Origin of the sequence: Clostridium muellerianum, from assembly GCF_012926525.1 — a bacterium.
Taxonomy (GTDB): Bacteria; Bacillota; Clostridia; order Clostridiales; family Clostridiaceae; genus Clostridium_AM; species Clostridium_AM muellerianum.
This window is the reverse complement of record NZ_JABBNI010000065.1, coordinates 128,070-148,249: the sequence shown is the minus strand read 5'-3', so window position 1 is coordinate 148,249 and position 20,180 is coordinate 128,070. Positions and strand designations below refer to the sequence as shown.

At 29.3% G+C, this 20,180-nt stretch carries 16 protein-coding genes; 2 read left to right on the top strand and 14 right to left on the bottom strand.

The window, feature by feature from the left end; genetic code table 11:
- Nucleotides 1–44: 44 nt before the first annotated feature.
- The 7 genes from HBE96_RS22870 to tsaD all read right to left on the bottom strand — a co-directional run bounded on the left by HBE96_RS22870 (nucleotide 45) and on the right by tsaD (nucleotide 12,883).
- Entirely contained in the window at nucleotides 45–863 is an 819-nt protein-coding gene (locus tag HBE96_RS22870; RefSeq protein ID WP_169300009.1) for a purine-nucleoside phosphorylase, read from the bottom strand.
- A 177-nt stretch (nucleotides 864–1,040) separates the two neighbouring features.
- Entirely contained in the window at nucleotides 1,041–2,063 is a 1,023-nt protein-coding gene (locus HBE96_RS22865; protein WP_169300008.1) for a substrate-binding domain-containing protein, read from the bottom strand.
- A gap of 298 nt (nucleotides 2,064–2,361) precedes the next feature.
- Nucleotides 2,362–5,289: an insulinase family protein gene (locus HBE96_RS22860; RefSeq protein ID WP_169300007.1), complete on the bottom strand. Its 2,928-nt coding sequence runs from the start codon at nucleotides 5,287–5,289 to the stop codon at nucleotides 2,362–2,364.
- A 23-nt stretch (nucleotides 5,290–5,312) separates the two neighbouring features.
- A complete protein-coding gene (locus HBE96_RS22855; RefSeq protein ID WP_169300006.1) occupies nucleotides 5,313–6,170 on the bottom strand; it encodes a patatin-like phospholipase family protein in 858 nt (285 codons plus the stop codon).
- Between the two features lie 153 nt (nucleotides 6,171–6,323).
- Nucleotides 6,324–7,433, bottom strand: a complete 1,110-nt coding sequence (locus HBE96_RS22850) for an amidohydrolase (protein ID WP_169300005.1) — start codon at nucleotides 7,431–7,433, stop codon at nucleotides 6,324–6,326.
- Between the two features lie 367 nt (nucleotides 7,434–7,800).
- A complete protein-coding gene (locus tag HBE96_RS22845) occupies nucleotides 7,801–11,238 on the bottom strand; it encodes a pyruvate carboxylase (RefSeq protein WP_169300004.1) in 3,438 nt (1,145 codons plus the stop codon).
- Between the two features lie 619 nt (nucleotides 11,239–11,857).
- The gene (tsaD, locus tag HBE96_RS22840) at nucleotides 11,858–12,883 is read right to left on the bottom strand and encodes a tRNA (adenosine(37)-N6)-threonylcarbamoyltransferase complex transferase subunit TsaD (protein ID WP_169300003.1); all 1,026 of its coding nucleotides are present in this window, start codon (nucleotides 12,881–12,883) and stop codon (nucleotides 11,858–11,860) included.
- Nucleotides 12,884–13,315: 432 nt separating this feature from the next.
- Between tsaD and HBE96_RS22835 the strand changes: the two genes are divergently transcribed.
- A complete protein-coding gene (locus tag HBE96_RS22835) occupies nucleotides 13,316–13,897 on the top strand; it encodes a DUF1836 domain-containing protein (protein WP_206155040.1) in 582 nt (193 codons plus the stop codon).
- Between the two features lie 25 nt (nucleotides 13,898–13,922).
- Here HBE96_RS22835 and HBE96_RS22830 read toward each other — a convergent pair whose 3' ends face one another.
- The gene (locus HBE96_RS22830; RefSeq protein WP_169300002.1) at nucleotides 13,923–14,558 is read right to left on the bottom strand and encodes a RusA family crossover junction endodeoxyribonuclease; all 636 of its coding nucleotides are present in this window, start codon (nucleotides 14,556–14,558) and stop codon (nucleotides 13,923–13,925) included.
- A 288-nt stretch (nucleotides 14,559–14,846) separates the two neighbouring features.
- Here HBE96_RS22830 and HBE96_RS22825 point away from each other — a divergent pair, with 288 nt between their 5' ends.
- Complete coding sequence (locus tag HBE96_RS22825; protein ID WP_169300001.1) at nucleotides 14,847–15,239, top strand: hypothetical protein; 393 nt, start codon at nucleotides 14,847–14,849, stop codon at nucleotides 15,237–15,239.
- 262 nt (nucleotides 15,240–15,501) lie between these two features.
- On the opposite strand, the gene HBE96_RS22820 is transcribed toward HBE96_RS22825, so the two are convergent.
- The 6 genes from HBE96_RS22820 to HBE96_RS22795 form a co-directional block, all read right to left on the bottom strand.
- On the bottom strand, nucleotides 15,502–15,867 hold the full coding sequence (locus HBE96_RS22820; RefSeq protein WP_169300000.1) for a DUF1667 domain-containing protein: 366 nt from the start codon (nucleotides 15,865–15,867) through the stop codon (nucleotides 15,502–15,504).
- A 4-nt stretch (nucleotides 15,868–15,871) separates the two neighbouring features.
- Entirely contained in the window at nucleotides 15,872–17,131 is a 1,260-nt protein-coding gene (locus HBE96_RS22815; protein ID WP_169299999.1) for an NAD(P)/FAD-dependent oxidoreductase, read from the bottom strand.
- Nucleotides 17,132–17,173: 42 nt separating this feature from the next.
- On the bottom strand, nucleotides 17,174–18,613 hold the full coding sequence (locus HBE96_RS22810; RefSeq protein WP_169299998.1) for an NAD(P)/FAD-dependent oxidoreductase: 1,440 nt from the start codon (nucleotides 18,611–18,613) through the stop codon (nucleotides 17,174–17,176).
- Nucleotides 18,614–18,827: 214 nt separating this feature from the next.
- Nucleotides 18,828–19,475 (bottom strand): DUF3786 domain-containing protein, encoded by a 648-nt coding sequence (locus tag HBE96_RS22805; protein WP_342590218.1) that lies wholly within the window; start codon nucleotides 19,473–19,475, stop codon nucleotides 18,828–18,830.
- Between the two features lie 59 nt (nucleotides 19,476–19,534).
- On the bottom strand, nucleotides 19,535–19,948 hold the full coding sequence (locus tag HBE96_RS22800; protein WP_169299997.1) for a DUF8180 domain-containing protein: 414 nt from the start codon (nucleotides 19,946–19,948) through the stop codon (nucleotides 19,535–19,537).
- A gap of 32 nt (nucleotides 19,949–19,980) precedes the next feature.
- Nucleotides 19,981–20,175 (bottom strand): CooT family nickel-binding protein, encoded by a 195-nt coding sequence (locus tag HBE96_RS22795; protein ID WP_169299996.1) that lies wholly within the window; start codon nucleotides 20,173–20,175, stop codon nucleotides 19,981–19,983.
- Nucleotides 20,176–20,180: the final 5 nt, after the last annotated feature.

Here is a 20,180-nt window from a genome sequence, read left to right as displayed (position 1 = left end):
CAAATAAAAGATATTTTATTTTTTATGTAAATTTATTTACATTTTTAAATCGATTCTACAATACCTTTCATAAGTCTTACAAACTTTTCTCTTGCTATTTCTGAAGTTTCCATTACTTCTTTATGATTAAGAGGCTGTTCTAATATACCTGCAGCCATATTTGTAATACAAGAAACTCCTATAACTTTCATTCCACTATGATTAGCTACTATTACTTCAGGAACTGTAGACATGCCAACAGCATCCCCTCCTAATATTCGTACCATATTTACTTCTGATGGAGTTTCATAAGTTGGACCACTCATGCAAGCATACACACCTTCTTGAAGTGATACATTAAGTTGTTCTGCTACTTTTTTTACCTTTTCCCTTAGTTCCTTATTATATGCATCTGACATATCAGGAAATCTTACTCCAAAGCTTTCTAAGTTTTTCCCAATTAAAGGATTATTACCTGATAAATTAATATGATCTCTTATAAGCATTAAATCTCCAGGTTTATAATTTTTATTTACAGCTCCAGCTGCATTAGTAACTATTAATGTTTTAATTCCTAATAGTTTCATAACACGAATTGGAAATGTAACTTCTTTCATAGCATATCCTTCATAATAATGAAATCTACCTTGCATTGCTACAACTGTCTTTCCCTTTAAATTTCCTATAACTAAGCGACCAGCATGTCCTTGCACAGTAGATATAGGAAAATTAGGAATTTCACTATAAGGATAAAACTCTGCATTTTCTATTTCATCTGCTAATGCACCAAGACCTGATCCTAAAATAAGTGCAACTTCTGGTTTATGTTTTGTTTTTTCTAGTATATATTTTGCTGCTTTTTGTATGTTTTCTTCAAACGTCATTTCATACCTCCTAAATTTTATTTAAAATTACTTTAAAAACTTATTATTTTATTTAATATATTAAAAACATAAATTTTAAACTTATACAATAAATAAGGTAAGCGCTTTCACATAAAAGGCCAATAATAATATTATAACAAATTTTTCTCAATTACTAGCTATAATATTTTATTTAATTTATTTTTTTATAAATCTTTCCGAACCTTTCAAAATTAACTTAGGAGCAATAGTAATTTTTTTTGTATCAAAGTATTCTTCATTTTGTATATTTTCTATAAGAATTTTCATTGCTATAGTACCTAATTCTATTGTAGGTCCATCAACAAAGCTAATATTCATTCCAAGTGAATTTAATATATCAATTCTATCAAATCCAATTAAAGCCATATCATCCGGTACTTTTAAGCCTTCTTCAGTAATTGCTTTTATACATCCAATTGTCATTCTATTACTACTAGCAAACACTGCTGTTGGTCTATTTTCCATTGATAACATTTCTTTTGTAAGTTTGTATGCTAATTTTTCACTATAATCTCCTTTAAACACATATCTTTCATCAAAAGGTATATCATTTAACGCCAACGCCTTCTTATATCCTTTAAGTCTATTTTGTGCTGCATCAGAATTCATTCGTCCTGTAATTATTCCAATTTTTCTGTGACCAGCTTTAATTAAAGCATCTGTAGAATCATATGCTCCTTTAATATTGTCCACAAATGCTCCACTGAAATCAGCATATTTTACATGACCATCTACTAATACTATAGGAATGCCTAATTGTTCAATGGTAATCAAATATTCGCTGTTAAAATCATCCTCAACAGAAGTTGGTGTAATTATTATACCTTCTATTCTTTGTTCTTTAAGCAATTTTAATGCTTTTACTTCCTTTTCTATATTATTATCAGTATTGCATAGTATCATATTTAAGTTATATTCATCTGCAACTTCACTAATTCCTTTTATAATTTCTCCATAAAATTCATTATTTATTTCAGGTATTACAACCCCTATAGTATTAGTCTTATTTTTAGATAAACTCCTAGCTATTGCACTAGGAGTATAATTTAATTCTTTTATTGCACTTAAAACTTTTTTCCTAGTTTCTTCTTTAACATATCCTGAACTATTTAAAACTCTTGACACTGTTGTTAGTGAAACCCCTGATTTTTGTGCAATGTCCTTTATTGTTACTGCCACTTTAACTTCTCCTCATTTCTAATAGGATAATCATAAACTTTTGTAATTATCATTGAGTAATTGCAAAGTTCAAGTTAAATACATAAGCAATATGTTATCGGTTTCATATACAATATACTACATTTTCCACCTCAGCTCAACGTCTGTTACTGTCTTATTATTCTGTATATTTTTACTTTCACACTATTTTCCAAACTTTTTCATTGTTTTATGGAAATTAGTGTGATTTTTTCACTAATAGCAAAGGCTATTAGTATTTCTAATAGCCTTCCAAATTGATAGTTTTAGTATTAAACACTTATTCAAACAAATCTATTAAATCATTAAACAGTAATTCATTCTGTTTTATTTTTTCTTCATTTCCCATTACACATAAATAATTCTTTTCCATTGCACTAGAAATTAAATCTCCGAATCCTCTTATATCATCTATAGTAACATTTAATACTTCTTCTCTTTCTTTTTGTATGTCTTCATAATTAATATGCTTAATATAATATTCAGCTGCACGTTCACCCTTCATAGAAGGAGTTAACGGAAAATCTAAATCTGATATAGTACCTATTATATACTTTGTCATTTGTCTATCATCTGCATTAAAATTCTTGAAAAAAGCTCCTGCTCCATCATAAGTATCCAAAGTCTCTTTTAAATTTGGATCTCTATAAGAAGTAAAGAACATATTACCATTTTTATAAAACGCAGCAAAGCTTCCATATGCTCCACCCTGTACACGTACTTTATTCCACAAATAATCATAATTTGCTATAGTCTTTAATACTAAAAGACCTCCTGTATAAGAGTATCCAAGTTTAATAAAATTATAAGCCTTAGCTACATATTGAACTTTTCCAGAAGTCATTAATCCTTCATTTTTAGGAGAAAATTCAAAATTATATTCAACTTTTGCTGTCCTATTCTCTCCAAGCTCATTGTAAACTAAACAAAATTGCTTTGAAAAACTTTCATAATCTTTCTCATCAGTAGTTACATTAACTATTAAATTATTTTTATTAAAAATATTCTTCGCAACTTCATGTAAATTATAACTTATTTCTTTAGCTTTTTCATCAAAATTTTTCTCTAAATCCACTATAAATTTATAAAAAGCCAAACCACTTACCATATCATCATATTTACCTATAGGTGAAAAATAGGAAAATAAGTGACTGGCTGATACAACATGACCCTTTTCAAATATCACCATTTCTAGTCGTGACTTAGTTTCTTGTATTATCTCTTTTATACGTTTATAATCATCATATTTAGTATGCGCAAGTATTTCTCCAATTAAAGTTAGCAGTTTTGATATGTTATTTACAAGTACTTTTGATTTTACAACAAATTTAGGATAAAATTTCTCAGAGTCACCCTTTTCCGAATAAGTTTCTACTGCATATCTTATGCCTCCAGTATAAATATTAATTTCTTTTGCTAAATCTTCATAATGGTAATTCTCAGTGCTTACTTTTCCTATTACAGTACTTAATATCGATATATACGGTATCATTTCTTCCTTAATACCCTCTGTACTAAAATACATATTCACATATGCTATACCATTTGTGAATTCAGGATGATATAATATCTTAACCCCATTTTCTTCTTTTTCCATTAAACTGACTTTCTTAGCATGTGAATCAAGATCTTTTATTGAAAGCAAAGGTATCTTCTGTAAATCTTCTGGAGTATCCGGCGTTACCTGCCTCTTTTTTAATGCATTAGTATTATTAATAAGGTTTTCTATCTCTTTGTCAGAAAGACTTTCTTTATATTCATTTAATTTTTTCCTAATTGAAGCTTCCTTCTCCTCTTCAAGACCTTTAGCTGGCTTTACAATTAAAATGGAGCTATGATTATTTTTTAATATATATTTTTCTATAATATCCTCAAAATATCTACTACTTAAAGAAGATTTTATCTTTTTTAATGTGTCCTCATATGCCAAATGAATCCAAGGATTTTCATCATATAGCCAACTATCCATAGCCTTCATACTGTATATAAGTCCTTTAGGATATCCCTGATAATCTGCCTCTCTCAATTGAAATTCCTTTATGTTTATAGATGCTTCTATAAGTTTTTTATCTATACCATCTTTTACTAGCTTACATAAAGTTTCCTTAACTATGTTTATAAATTTCTCTTTTTCATTTTCATTAGAATTTTTAACAATTATACTAAACATAGGTTGAAGAATTCCACCTTCAAAAGTACCAAAAACATCTTTTCCTATTTTAGCATCAATTAATGCCTTTTTTAATGGTGAAGAAGGTGTTTCTAAAAGCAAATGTTCTAATATATCAAAAGCAAGATATATTTCAGGATCTGTAGCTTTTCCAACAGAAAAATTCATACTTAAAAATGTTTTATCTTCTTCTTTTTCATTGCTTGATATAGGATATTTTATAGTATTTTCACGAGTTTTATCAAAGGGTTTTTGATAAAGCAACTCTGAATCTACATTTTGTCTAGTAAAATCCTTAAGATATTCTTCATTTAAAAACTTTAACTTTTCAATAATATCTATATCACCATACAAATAAATATAACTATTAGATGGATGATAATATTTCTTATGAAAATCTAAAAACTGCTCTTGTGTTAAATTAGGTATGAAATCTGGATCTCCTCCTGATTCCTTTCCATACTGTGTATCTGGAAACAAATACTCAGAAATTTTACGAAAAAGTATAGATTCAGGTGACGAAAAAGCACCCTTCATTTCATTATATACAACACCTTTATATGAAATTTCTGAATCCTTATTTTCTAATTCATAATGCCATCCTTCCTGCATCATAATTTCAGGATATTTATATATATTAGGATAAAAAACTGCATCCAAATACACATTCATTAAATTTAAAAAATCCTTATTATTTCTGCTGGCTACAGGATACATAGTTTTATCAGGAAATGTAAATGCATTTAAAAATGTATTCATTGACCCCTTTACTAATTCTACAAAAGGCTCCTTTAAAGGAAACTTTCTTGAACCACAAAGTACCGAATGTTCTAATATATGTGGAAGCCCCGTGCTATCTTTAGGTGGAGTTCTAAAACTTATAGAAAAAACCTTATTATCATCCTCATTTTTTAAGTAAAATAATTTAGCTCCACTTTTTTCATGTTCAAATAACATTCCAGTAGAATTAATTTCGTTAATCTCCTTCTTTTCTATTAATCTAAACCCTTCATAAACCTTATCTGTATCTAATTTCATAGTTTTCTTTTCTCCTTTCAAACTTACTTTATTTTAAACATCCAATTTTGCAATTCATCATAACACCTTTTTCCCTCTTCATATCCCTGATCGTATAAACAAGTTAGCTTTTTCTTATCCCTCTCTACTCTTCTTACTTCCAAAGTTTCCTTAGGTCTAATTACAAAAACTTTTCCCTCTTTTTCAAGTTTCTCTATATATTTTATCGTTTCATTATATATTTTATAACGATTAATTAATGCATTTATTAATCCCTTATATTTGGGATATATAAATTTTAATAATAATTTTAACTTAAAAGGCTTTTTTATGTACCCTCTATTCCTGGTTAGTATTATAACATTTTTTGAATTACCGTCTTCTATAGACTTTTTTATTGGTATTGGATCTGATATTCCTCCATCTAGCAATTGTAAATTTTCGTAATTAACTATAGAATTTAATAATGGCAGGCTGCTAGACGCTCTTATAACTTTTAATACATTGTCTTTACACTGATTTTTTTCAAAATATAAAGGTTTTCCAGAATTGCAGTCTGTAACACCTATTACAAACCTTTCTTTAGCATTGTAGAAGGTATCAAAATCGAAAATTTCTAAACTATTAGGAATTTCTTCAAATATAAAATCCATACCAAACAATTCTTTTTTTAATAACAACCTTCTATAACTTAAATACCTTTTATCATTAACATAATTTATATCTATAATTTTATTTCTTCCCCTTTGTTTAGAAACATATGAAGCTGCATTACAAGCTCCCATTGAAACACCTATAACATATGAAAAATATAAATCTTTATCCATAAAGAAATCTAATATACCAGCAGTGTAAACCCCTCTCATTCCACCACCTTCAAGAACTAAACCTAGATTCTCCATTGCATTTCACATCCTTAACTACACAATTAAATTTTACACTATTTAATGTAACTTATTATATCATACAATTTATATGTATTTAATAATTATATATCAAAAGCCGATTACATTGTGCAATCAGCTTTAAAAAATACAATTTAACGTTTATAACATTTATAATGATAATATAAATTGTACTATAGAATATATACCATAATATAAAGCTTTATCATCTGCATCAAAATTACTGGCATGTAATGGTTTATTCCCCTCTTTTCCATTACATATACCTAACCTAAAATGTACTGAAGGAACCTTTTCTGCAAAATATGAAAAATCTTCTGCTGCAAAGCTCTTTTCTAATGGAAGTACATTATTTTCTCCTAAAGAATCTTTAGCAATCTTTATGAACTTATCTGTAAGACCTTTATCATTTATCAATGGAGGATATCCGTCATGATATTTTATATCGACATTACAGTTATATTTATCTCCACAATGTTTAGATAAACTTTTCATATGCGTTTTTATATTTTCTCTAATATCTTTATTAAATGTTCTTACTGTACCTGATATTTTTACATTATCAGCAATTACATTAGGCGCACTACCTGCATTTATTGAAGAAAATGTGAGTACAAAAGGATCTAATGGATTATTTTCTAAGTGCATTTTAGTATTCATAGTTTGAATAAAATCTAATGCTGGGTATAAAGGATTATTACATAGGTGAGGCATAGCCGCATGACCACCCTTCCCATGAAAAGTTATAAAGAAATCATCTACTGAAGCCATAGAAGGCCCTGACGTAACTTCTAACTTTCCAACCTCCACATTAGGCCATACATGAAATCCTATTATATATTTAACTTCTGGATTTTTAAGTACACCCTCATGAATCATTGGGAGTGCCCCACCTGTCTCTTCCTCTCCAGGCTGAAATATAAACTTTACACATCTTTCATATCCCATCTTCTTCAAAATCAAAGCACATCCTAAAACTATAGCCATATGATAATCATGACCACAAACATGTGATACTCCATTCACAGGAAGGGCGTCCATATCTGCTCTTATACCAATGGCTTCCTCACCTTCGTTTAAGTTTCCTACTACTCCTGTGTTAAATAGAGCCTTGGTATCTATATTTAGGTTTTCCAAAAATTCTTTTACTATGTTACAAGTTTTATATTCCTTAAAAGATAATTCTGCATTTTCACTAAGTTCTTTTCTCAACTTTATTACTTCATCCATGTTATCTTCTATCATTTGTTTTAAATCCACAATTTTCACATCTCCTTATCTTATACATATTTTGAAGCTTAGCGAATTGTCTTACATAATAGTACAAATGTAATTAAAAAAGGTCTATTTTATAAATTTTAATAATTATATCAAAAATTAATTCTTTAGTGTATTACTCTGCTAAATAATTATTAAATATTAATTATAATAATATACTTCTTATTTTGTTCTAAAATTATATAAAAAATAACTCCACCTGTTTATGGTAGAGTTATTTTTTATCTGGTGGCTATATACTGTAACATTTCCACTTCTATCAAAGCAGAATATTAACAGTAGCTATGCCCCTAAATACTTTGTATAAACTTAGTTAAAGAATCTTCGAACTAAGTAAGATTCATTGATACTATTTTAACTTAATTAATAATTGTCCTGATTCAACTTGTTTGCCTTCGCTAACAAATATACTTTCAACACTTCCAGAAGTTCCTGCTACAATATTAGTTTCCATTTTCATAGCTTCAATTACAAGCAGGCTTTGCCCTTCTTTTACTGCATCCCCTTCTTTTACAAGTACTTTTATTATATTTCCTGGAATACTTGCTCCTATTTCTTTTTCATTATCAGGATCTGCCATGGTTGTAGTATCTCCTATAGCTTCTGTTCTATTTGCAGTAACTTTATCTTTAATCTTAACATCTCTTCTGTTACCATTGATTTCGAACACAACAGTTCTATATCCTTTTGAATCTATTTTCCCAATTTCAAGAAGTTGAACAATTAATGTTTTTCCTTCTGCTATTTCAACTTCACAAGTTTCACCTTCGCGTAAACCGTGGAAGAATACATCACTTCCCATACGGCTTAAATCGCCATATTCTTTTACATATTTTAAGTAGTTTTCAAATACATCAGGATATAGTGAATAACTTAATATTTCTTTATTTGTTGGTTCCATCTTAAACTTTTCTTTTAAATGTTCTTTTATTTTGCCAAAGTCTTCAGGTGAAAGCATTTCTCCAGGTCTGCATTCTATAGGCTTCTCACCTTTTAGCACTAATTTTTGTAATTCCTTATCGAATCCACCCATAGGCTGACCCATCATTCCTTTAAAATATGCTACTGAGGAATCTGGGAAAGTCATATTTTTTGATTTTTCCAAAATGTTGTCAGGAGTTAAATCATTTCTTACCATAAATATAGCTAAATCGCCAACCATTTTAGATGAAGGAGTAACCTTTACTATATCTCCTACCATGTGGTTTACTTTTCTGTACATTTCTTTTATTTCATCAAATCTATGACCTAATCCAAAGCTTTCTACCTGAGGTTTTAAATTAGAATATTGTCCTCCTGGTATTTCATATTTATATATCTCAGCTGTTCCTGTTTTTAATTCAGACTCAAATTGTTTGTATACTGGTCTTACAGCTGCCCAGTAATCTGATAATTGTTGAAGACCATCACCATCTATACCTGTATCTCTTTCAGTATTTTTAAGTGCTGCTACTACAGAGTTTAATGCTGGCTGACTTGTAAGTCCTGACATACTGTTAAATGCAGTATCTACAATATCAACTCCTGCATGAGCTGCCATAAGCACTGTTGCTACACCGTTTCCTGTAGTATCATGAGTGTGAAGATGTATAGGTATTGATATCTCATTTTTTAATGCTCTTATAAGTTTAAGTGCTGCATATGGTTTTAAAAGTGCTGACATATCTTTTATTCCAAGAATATGTGCTCCTGTTTTTTCTATTTCTTTTGCTAAATTTACATAATACTCTAAAGTATACTTATCTCTATCTGTATCTAAAATATCCCCTGTATAGCACATACAAGCTTCTGCAACTTTTCCCTGATTTAAGGTTTCATCAATAGCTACTTCCATTCCTTTTAACCAGTTAAGTGAATCAAATATTCTAAATACATCTATTCCTGATTTAGCAGATTCCTTTATAAATTCTCTTATAACATTATCAGGATAATTTTTATAACCTACTCCATTAGCTCCTCTAATAAGCATTTGGAATAATACATTTGGTACTTTTTTTCTTAACTGTTCAAGTCTTTCCCATGGTGATTCTTTTAAAAATCTGTAGGCAACATCAAAAGTAGCTCCACCCCACATTTCCATAGAGAATAAATCTTTTCCAATTACGGACTCTGCTTTTGCTATTTTTACCATGTCCTTTGTTCTCATTCTTGTAGCCATAAGTGATTGATGAGCATCTCTCATAGTAGTATCTGTTAAAAGCAACTTATTCTGAGACTTAATCCATTTAACTAAACCTTCAGCACCTTGTTCATCAAGTATTTGCTTTGTACCTTTTAAAGTTTCTTCTATCTTTACTTTTGGAACTACTGGTACATCGAAATCAGTTTTATTTCCGTGAGTTTCATTAACAACTTTGTCTCCAATGAATTTTAAGATTCTTAACTCTTCATCTGCTCTTGGTGATATGTCAAATAATTCTGGATTATTAGCTATAAAATTAGTATCACATGCACCTTTTGCAAATTCTTCATGGTTAAGCACATTTATTAAAAAGTCTATGTTAGTTTTAACACCTGAAATAGTGGTTTCTTTTACCGAACGTATAGATTTTCTTATAGCATCTTGAAAAGTTCTTGACCAAGATGTTGTCTTAACTAAAAGACTGTCATAGTAAGGACTTATAACAGCACCTGTGAATCCATTTCCTCCATCAAGTCTTATACCAAAACCTGAACCTGTTCTATATACATCAATTTTTCCTGTATCTGGTGCAAAATTGTTTGAAGGATCTTCTGTAGTTATTCTGCATTGTATAGCACATCCTCTTGGCTTTATGTCTTCTTGAGAACATATTCCTAATTCCTTACTTCCAAGCTCATATCCTTCTGCTACTAATATTTGACTTTGTACAATGTCTATTCCAGTAACCATTTCAGTTACAGTATGCTCAACCTGTATTCTAGGATTCATTTCTATGAAATAATGCTCTCCGTTTTTGTTTACCAAAAATTCTAATGTTCCTGCACTTCTATATCCTACAGATTTTGCAATTTTTAGAGCATCCTCACATATAGCATTTCTTTTTTCTTCTGAAAGTGCTATTGCTGGAGTAAATTCTATAACTTTTTGATGTCTTCTTTGTATAGAACAATCTCTTTCATATAAATGGACTATATTTCCATGTTTATCTCCAAGTACCTGTACTTCTATGTGTTTCGGACTTTCAAGATATTTTTCAATAAATATATCATCTATACCAAAAGCCTTTTTCGCTTCATTTTTAGCACTTCTATAAGATTCTATAAGCTCTTCTTCCTTAAGTACGATTCTCATACCTCTTCCGCCGCCGCCAGCAGCTGCCTTTAACATAACTGGGTATCCACATACTTTTGCAAACTCTAAAGCATCTTCTTCTGATTCAATAGGCTTTTGAACTCCAGGTATAGTTGCTACTCCTGCATTTTTAGCTGCTATTTTAGATTTAATTTTGTCCCCAAGCTTCTCCATCATATCAGCTGTTGGTCCTATAAATTCTATTCCTGCTTCTTCACATTTTCTTGCAAATTCAGCATTTTCAGACAAAAATCCATAGCCAGGATGTATAGCATCAACACCTTTTTTAAGTGCAAGGCTTATTATTTCATCAATATTTAGATATGCTTCTACAGGTCCTTTATTTTTTCCAATTAAATAAGCTTCATCTGCTTTTGTTCTAAAAAGAGAACGCTTGTCTTCATCAGAATATATAGCTACTGTTCTTATACCAAGTTCTTGACATGCTCTGAAAATTCTTATTGCAATTTCACCTCTATTTGCTACAAGAACTCTTTTAAATTTCTTAACCAAATCATTCAGCCCCTTTTTAATAAAAATCATATCATTTGTAAATTTATTAATAATTTCCTAAAATTTTTAACAATATAGTACTATTATATATAAGTATCAAAATTATTTCAATTGCATTTTATTTTTTTTTTACTTGCATTCTACAGTAAAAATCTATAACAATGAACTTTATATGAATTAAATGCCTGTTTTATAATTCAAATGTCAAATTATTTTACCCATTATTGATAAAAAGTATTCACGTAGTTTTGTATTTATATAAAAGCACTACAATATGTTATATAATTATATAGCATATCTTTTGTTTTGTAAATAATGTAGCACATAAAAGTTTTGTGGTATACTAATTGTGTATTATACAGCAATTTAATACTACAATATTAATACGAAACATATAATTAAATAATTTCATATTGATAATCAGTATATAGTTTAATATATACTTTATATTGTTCTATCCAAGAAAAATAATTAACGATGTGATAATCATAGTTGCTTAATGCATAATTCTACACTAATGTAAATAAATTTGCATTTATAAATATATAAAAAGATTTGCTTGCGTTAATCAAACCCAAGCAAATCTTCCTTTTTAATCTATTATTCTTATATATTAATATTATCTTTCACCAAGTTTTAAATTAGGTATTGCATTTAAAGTTAATGGAGCTGTATTCCCCTTGATATATTCGAAATAAGCAGCACTTCCTATCATAGCTGCATTATCTGTACATAATACAAACTCTGGAAACAACACCTCTATATTTTTTTCATTACCTTCCTTAATTAAAGTGTCTCTAAGACAAGTATTAGCAGCAACTCCCCCAGCTACAGCAATTTTATTCACACCTTTTAATTTACAAGCTTTCATTGCATTGTCTACTAAAAAACTCACTACTGCCTTTTGAAAAGATGCAGCTACATCAGCCCTATTTATATCCTGTTTTTTCATTTCCATCTGATTTAAATAATTAAGCACTGCTGATTTAAGTCCACTAAACGAGAAATCTAAAGATTTACCATCTTGAAATCTAGCTCTTGGAAACTTTATAGCATCTTCATTTCCTTCTTTTGCTATCTTGTCTATTTTAGGACCTCCAGGGTATCCAAGCCCTATGGCTCTAGCCACTTTATCATAAGCCTCTCCTGCTGCATCATCTCTTGTCTGTCCCATAACTTCAAATTCTCCATAATATTTCATATAAACTATAAAAGTATGTCCTCCTGATACAACAAGACATACAAATGGAGGTTTTAAATCTTCATATTGTATAAAATTAGCACTTATATGACCTTCAATATGATTTACACCAATCAACGGCTTCCCTATAGCATATGCCAAAGCTTTAGCATATTGAAGCCCCACAAGTAATGCTCCCACAAGTCCAGGCCCATATGTAACTCCAACTGCATCTATATCCTCCAGCGTTACTCCAGCTTTATCTAAAGCTTCTTGAACTACTACTGCTATTGCCTCTACATGTTTTCTTGAAGCTACTTCTGGTACAACACCACCGAACTTAGTATGTATATCTATTTGAGATGCTATAATATTTGACAAAACTTTCCTACCATTAACTACTACCGCTGCCGAAGTTTCATCACAACTACTCTCTATAGCAAGTATCTTTATATCTTTATCCATAATATTACCTCTCTTGTTTTTCCTTACTTTCTTTTATTAGGTACTAACAATAATTATACTTTATTAAAAAATTATAATCAATGATAAGCAAAACTATTAATGAATACCAATTCCACAGCATTACATTTACTGATTATGATATAATGTTAGTATTCGAATCAAAGAGGACAGAGGACAATTGACAGAGGACAGTGGATGATGATTTTTCTTCACTGCGCTACGAAAAATCTTCAATTAAATTTTTAATGACTCGTTTCGCTAAAGCGAAACATTGCTGACTTATATAAATTTAAGGTTTGTTTTGCTTTAGCAAAATAAGATTTAAAATAAATTAGTTTTATGACGAAAGGAAGAAAACTTACCTTCACTGTCCTCTGTCCTCTGTCAAATGTCCTCTGAAAAAATTGTTATGGAATTAGGAGGATACTAATATTGAATATAGATGAAGAATCCCTAAAAAAGTTATTAGAAGAAGTTTGTTCATTTGATCAGTTAGAATTTTCGGGTATACCAGATATAGATTTATATATGGATCAGGTAACTACTTTTATTGATGAAAAGTTTTCATATTTGAAAAGGAACAAGGAAGACACTTCTCTTACAAAAACTATGATAAATAACTATACTAAAGCTGGCATTTTAATGCCTCCTAAAAAGAAAAAATATTCTAGACAGCATATGGTATTAATTATACTTACATATTATTTAAAACAGATTTTATCAATAAATGATATACAAGCGTTGTTTTCTCCTATAGTTGAAAATATAAATAAATTAGAAGATAGTAAAATAAATTTAAAAGATGTTTATGAAGAATTTCTACAATTAGAAAAGTTGGAGATTGAAAATTTTAAAACAGATTTTGAAAAAGAAATAAATTTAAAGGACTGTAGTGGAGAACATAATGATATAAGTAAATCAATGATGCTTGTCATTATGCTTATAGTTAAAGCTAATATACAAAAAAGAATGGCAGAAAAAATAATTGACAGTTTTTTCAAAAAGAAAAGCTAAAGGATTAAAGTTAAGATCCTTTAGCTTAAAATAATTTAGAAAAACATTCTTTGCAAATGATAGTTTTACCTTTGTTTGCAGAAATAGAGTTTTCTTTTTTTATTTTTTTACCGCATATTTCACAATGAAGTTTATCATTTTGAGGCAAATCATTTGAAGGCGCGTAAGTAGTATGTATTTTGGGAGATTTTGATTTGTTTGGTGGAAGAGAATACTGAATAGGTTCTTCAATTGTTTCCCTTTTTAAAATTCTATAATCCATGAAATAAGTGCTTTCACCAAAAAGTTCTAGTTCAAATCTAGGATTTATTTCATCATAAAACTCTTCTATTATAAGTCGCCTTACCTGAGCATCGTTAACTATAAGTCCACTTTTTTCAATACCATCAAATATACTTTTAGTGATGTTATTAGTATCTGGATGCCTTTTTTTACTTTTGTAATATACTTTGAGTACAGCTATTAAGGCTTCACTTAAGACTACTCCAGGGTTTTGACATCTAGCTTCGTAAGCTATTTCTTCTTCATAAAGAGCATATCTATCGTGATATTTTCCAGAATTATAAGGCAAAATAGCTCTTCCATTAACGTTAAATAATTTGAAATTGGATTTAGATAATGGTGAACCTTTTACCATAACCTTTGCATAAGTTTTTAACATAATTTGTTTACCTCTTTAATTTTATAATATAAAACATATTAATAGAATAACATACTTCTTCTCAATTTTTAATAATTATATTCATAATCCATTTTATATACAAAAAAATAAATACAACCTTAACAATATGAAAAGAACTCATATACACAAATATTACTTTCATGCCAATTTTTAATATATTCATTCCATATTTATTTACATTTATACTTTTATGTGGTACTTTGTCATTATAAACTCATACAAAAATAATACATCTCAAATATCAATACAAATAGGGAGGTGAAAAACATGATTTCTAATAACATAACTGGAAGTAAAAACTCTTATACTTCTCCTATAACATCAAAACATCAAAATAGTGATAAAGATACAGAAAAGTCAAAGAAAAGCAAGCAGACTATATCTGAAAGAGAAGGAAACTATTATGCTACATATATAGTAGATGAAGAAGGCCAAAAAGTTTTAATAAATAAAGTTCCTGTCACACAAATGGAAAAACAGAAAAGCTCTCAAAATACAATTACATCTAATAAAGAGGTAAAAAACAATTCCTCAACTCCTGAATACAACCAGAAAATGCATATAGAAGCTGTCCATAGAAAAAATATACGAGAAGTAATGGATATCTTAAAAGGTACTACCCCAATTAATAATACTCCAAAAAAACTTTTTAATTACTAACTAAAAAGTAAAGAATTATTTAAAATATCGAAACCACAAGTAGATTTGTATAAATTTAAAATCTATTTGCATTTTTCGTATAAATCTTAACAAAAATGAAGGTTTTGCAAACTATAATAGCAAATACAGGTTATGCTATTTCATCATTTAGCATTCCCTAAAGACAAAAATTACTACTGAAATGTATAATGTATTTCAGTAGTAATTTCTATTTAATCATATTAATTTAAATTTACACAAAACTATGTGTGTTCTCAAAATATTAACTAGCTTTATATACTTTTTTAGTAGCTATAATATTAACACCTGTATCTGCTATATTTGTAACTACTACATCTCCAATATTAATAGGGGCCTTTACTACTCCTTTTAATGCTTTTACACAATCAAATATTTTTCCTTTAGGTATATCACTTTCAGTTTTAACAGGAACTACATCAACATTTCCATCTTTCACATATACAGAAGAAGTTACTATTCTTGTTGGATTTGTACATTCTTTTTCTCCGTATTCTGCACCTTTTTTGCATGTATTTCCAGAGACTTCTATAACTTTATCTCCTTCTAATTTAACTTGAAGTTGACACCCCATTGGACATCCGATACATACCAAATCTCTTATATTCATTTTACTACTCCCTCTCTACCTTAATAGTAATTTTTTCGCAATTTGAATACTTTTCAAACATTGCTTTAGTAAGTTTCACTGTTTCCATTTCTCCTGGAGTAAGAATTCTCTTCTTTATATGCATTTCTCTCTTATCATCAAAATATACTGCTATAAAGCTATTCTTAAATACATCGCCTACTCTAAATCTAACATCTATATGATCTTCTACATTTTTAGGATTTACATACTTAGGTACTGTATATCTAACCCCTTCTGTAGCTATAATTTCTATCTTTTTACCGTCTGATTTCTTTCCTTTTATATAATCAACTGCATTCTTACCTGCATTAATACTTTCAATAGTAACATTATCAACTAAGTCATGAACATGAAGTACATTTCCGCAAGCAAATATTCCTTCTTGATTTGTTTCAAGTCTTTCGTCTACCTCTGGACCTCCAGTTATATTTGAAAGATTAACATTAGCTTTTCTTGAAAGTTCATTTTCTGGAAGTAATCCAACTGAAAGAAGTAATGTATCACAAGGAATATATTCTTCTGTTCCCTTTACTGGCTTTCTGTCTTTGCCTACTTCTGCAATAGTAACTCCTTCAACTCTATCTTTACCTTTTATATTAGTTACTGTATAACTCAACTTTAAAGGTATTCCAAAATCATCAAGACACTGTACTATATTTCTCTTTAATCCACCTGAATATGGCATAAGTTCAACTACTGCCTTAACTTTTGCTCCTTCAAGTGTCATTCTTCTTGCCATTATAAGTCCAATATCTCCTGAACCCAATATAACAACTTCTTTTCCTGGCATATAACCTTCTACATTAACAAACTTTTGAGCTGTACCTGCAGTATATATTCCAGCAGATCTGCTTCCAGGTATATTTATAGCTCCTCTTGGTCTTTCTCTACATCCCATAGCTAAAATTACAGACTTAGCTTTGATTTCAATTATTCCATCTTCTTCATTAACTGCTGTAATAATCTTATCCTGGCTCAAATCAAGTACCATTGTATTTAATTTATATGGTATCTTCATATCTAACACTTTATCTATAAATCTTTGAGCATATTCTGGACCTGTCAATTCTTCTTTAAAAGTATGAAGTCCAAATCCATTATGAATACACTGATTTAATATTCCACCTAACTGATTATCTCTTTCTAATATTATAATGTTATCTATTCCTTGCTCTTTAGCTGAAACTGCAGCTGCAAGTCCTGCTGGGCCACCACCAATTACCACTATATCATATTCTTGCATTTCATAACCCTCCAAAATATTATAATATATATTAATTCCTTACTATTTAATATTATCTTTATCTCTACCTACTAATAAATTAGATTTTCCACCAAACTTAGTTATATCAATATTATTTACTCCAAGCTCTTTAGATAAAACCTCAACTATTTTTGTTGAACAAAAGCCTGATTGACATCTTCCCATACCAGCTCTAGTCCTTTTTTTAACTCCATCAAGTGTTGTTGCTCCGAGTGGTCTTTTTATAGAATTTATAATTTCTCCTTCAGTAACAGTCTCACATCTACATACTATTTTACCATATCTAGAGTCTTTAGCTATAAGCTCTCTTCTTTCATCATTATTCATTTCTCTAAACTTAGGTATTCCTTTTCTTATTGGATTAAATTCATCATTTTTATTTGGATTTAATTTGCAAACTACTATATCACTAACCATTTCAGCTATAGCAGGTGCACTTGAAAGTCCTGGTGATTCTATTCCTGCTACATTTACAAAGTTTTTAGCATCCTCTGGCTCACCAATTATAAAATCATTCTTTGTTGAGCGTGCTCTTAAACCTGCAAATGATGTAATAACTTGTCTCATCGGTATTTGTTTAACACTTAGAGAAGCTTTAGCTATTATTTCATCAATTCCTTCACTTGTTGTAGTTAAATCCTGCTTATCATCTATATCTTCTGCATTAGGTCCTATAAGTAGATTTCCATCAACTGTTGGCGTAACTAATACTCCCTTACCTAATTTAGTTGGAAGCTGAAATATTGTTCTTGAAAACATACTTCCAACAGCTTTATCAAATAAGCAATACTCACCTTTTCTTGGTATTATTTCAATTTTATCTTTGCTTACCATATTATTTATTTCATCTGAAAATACTCCAGCTGCATTTATAACTAATTTTGTTTCTATATCACCCTTATTTGTTCTAAGAATGTATTTTTCTTCACCTTTTTCTATTCCCTTTACTTCAGTTTCAAACTTAAATTCTACTCCATTTGTAAAAGCGTTTTCAGCTAAAGCTATTGTCATTTCATAAGGACAAACAATTCCACCAGTTGGTGCATATAATGCTCCCACAACTTCTTCTGATAAATTTGGCTCCATTTCTCTAACTTTCTTTCCATCTAATATTTCAAGATTTGGAACACCGTTTTTCTCTCCCTTTTCTTTTAATTCATATAATCCATCTATATCTTTTTTGTCAAAACATAAAACTAAGGATCCTATTCTACTAAAAGGGAAATCCAACTCTTCTGAGAGTTTATCAAACATAGCATTTCCTTTTGCATTTAATTTTCCTTTTAAACTTTCTGGCTTTGCATCAAATCCAGCATGTACTATTGCACTATTTGCTTTACTTGTGCCATTTGCTAAATCTAAGTTTTTTTCAACCACACAAGTTTTTAACTTATATTTTGATAATTCCCTAGCTATTGAACACCCTATCACACCAGTTCCTATAATTGTTACATCAAACATTATAATTTACCTCCTCCAAAAATATAAAAAAAGAGAGCTCAAAATTAAGATATTTTTATATATCTTAAAATTTGGCTCTCTTAAACTCCGCCTTAATAATTAACTTTTAAATTTCTCTTTTTTTATATTTTAACATATTTATTTTTAACATTCAAGTATCATAAACTTAAAAATTTTTCATGAAAATCTAATTTTATGGATTTTGTATGATAAGTTATTTAGAATAGGCTAATTTAGTAATTGTACCTATTGAAACATCTCCAACTACAGCTAAATCTTCTGCTGTAAAATAAAAAGGCACATTAGAATCAAATAATATTTGTGATGAGGGACTAAACTCTTCATCTCCAGACCACAATGCAAAAGTTACATATATATTATTCAAAAATTGGAACTTATAAGCTACATCTCCCATATTTACTTTTTCTGCCTCAATTTTATCAAAAACATCTTTAAACTTGTCAATGTTATTACCAAAAGTTTTAGACAATCTTAAAATACATCTTCCATAAAAATTATTATAATAAACGTTTCCACCATCTACATCCCTATATGTTATATTTTTATTAGTTGGTTCTATACCTTTTGCATTCATGAGATATCTTAACACTAGAGTTTTGGGTGGATATTTCTCTATTTCCGATCCATCCTCCTTTAAAACATCCCCACATGGATACTTTACAATTAAGTTTTCACCCATAAGTTTTACTATGAACTCACCATTTTCCTCATTGTAGCTGCATCCACTATTTTGAGCCATTTCTTTAGGATCAAAGTTTTTTAGTATACTTTTATTATAATCATATGGTATTTTATCTTTCCTCTTTTCTTCTACAGCAGCATTATCCATACGTACTTTCACCCTTTCATCCTCGTATAATAAATAACTCACAAAACAATATATTGTGAGTTATTTATAAATTACATATTTTCCTTAGCTTTTATAAGCATTTCATTTGCCTTTTCCATGGCTTCTACTGCCTTTTGTATAAACTCTGCAGTTTCCACTTTCCCCATAATCCTTGATTTTTCAATCCAATCTTTGAAACCGACTTCATGAGATTTATTATGTTCAACCCAATGATCTAATAAAATTTTTAGAGTTTTTTCTTCTTTATTTAAATTTAATTCACCATCTGCTGATATTTCATGAGAATGATTATGATCATGTACATGATGATCATGTGTGTGCTCATGTTCATGAATTTGTTCATGACCTTCTACTTCATTATGAGTATGTTCATGACTGTGTTCATGTGTATGTTCATATCCATCATGTTCATGTGTATGCTCATGAATGTGCTCATGTTGATGTTCGTGATTGTTATTATCCATAATTGCCCACCTCCCCTTGTATATGAAATTTTTTAGTTAACTTTTTCTATCATAATTTTATGATCCAATAGTTTAACTTCTTTTAACATTCCTTCTATTATTTTTTCTTCTCCTAATATATCTGATAAAAATAACTTACCATTTGCTTGCGGAATTATTTCTACCACATAGTCCATTATTTTTCTTTCACCTTCTGGTGTAATTAAGTACGCTGTTGATTCACACATTTTAA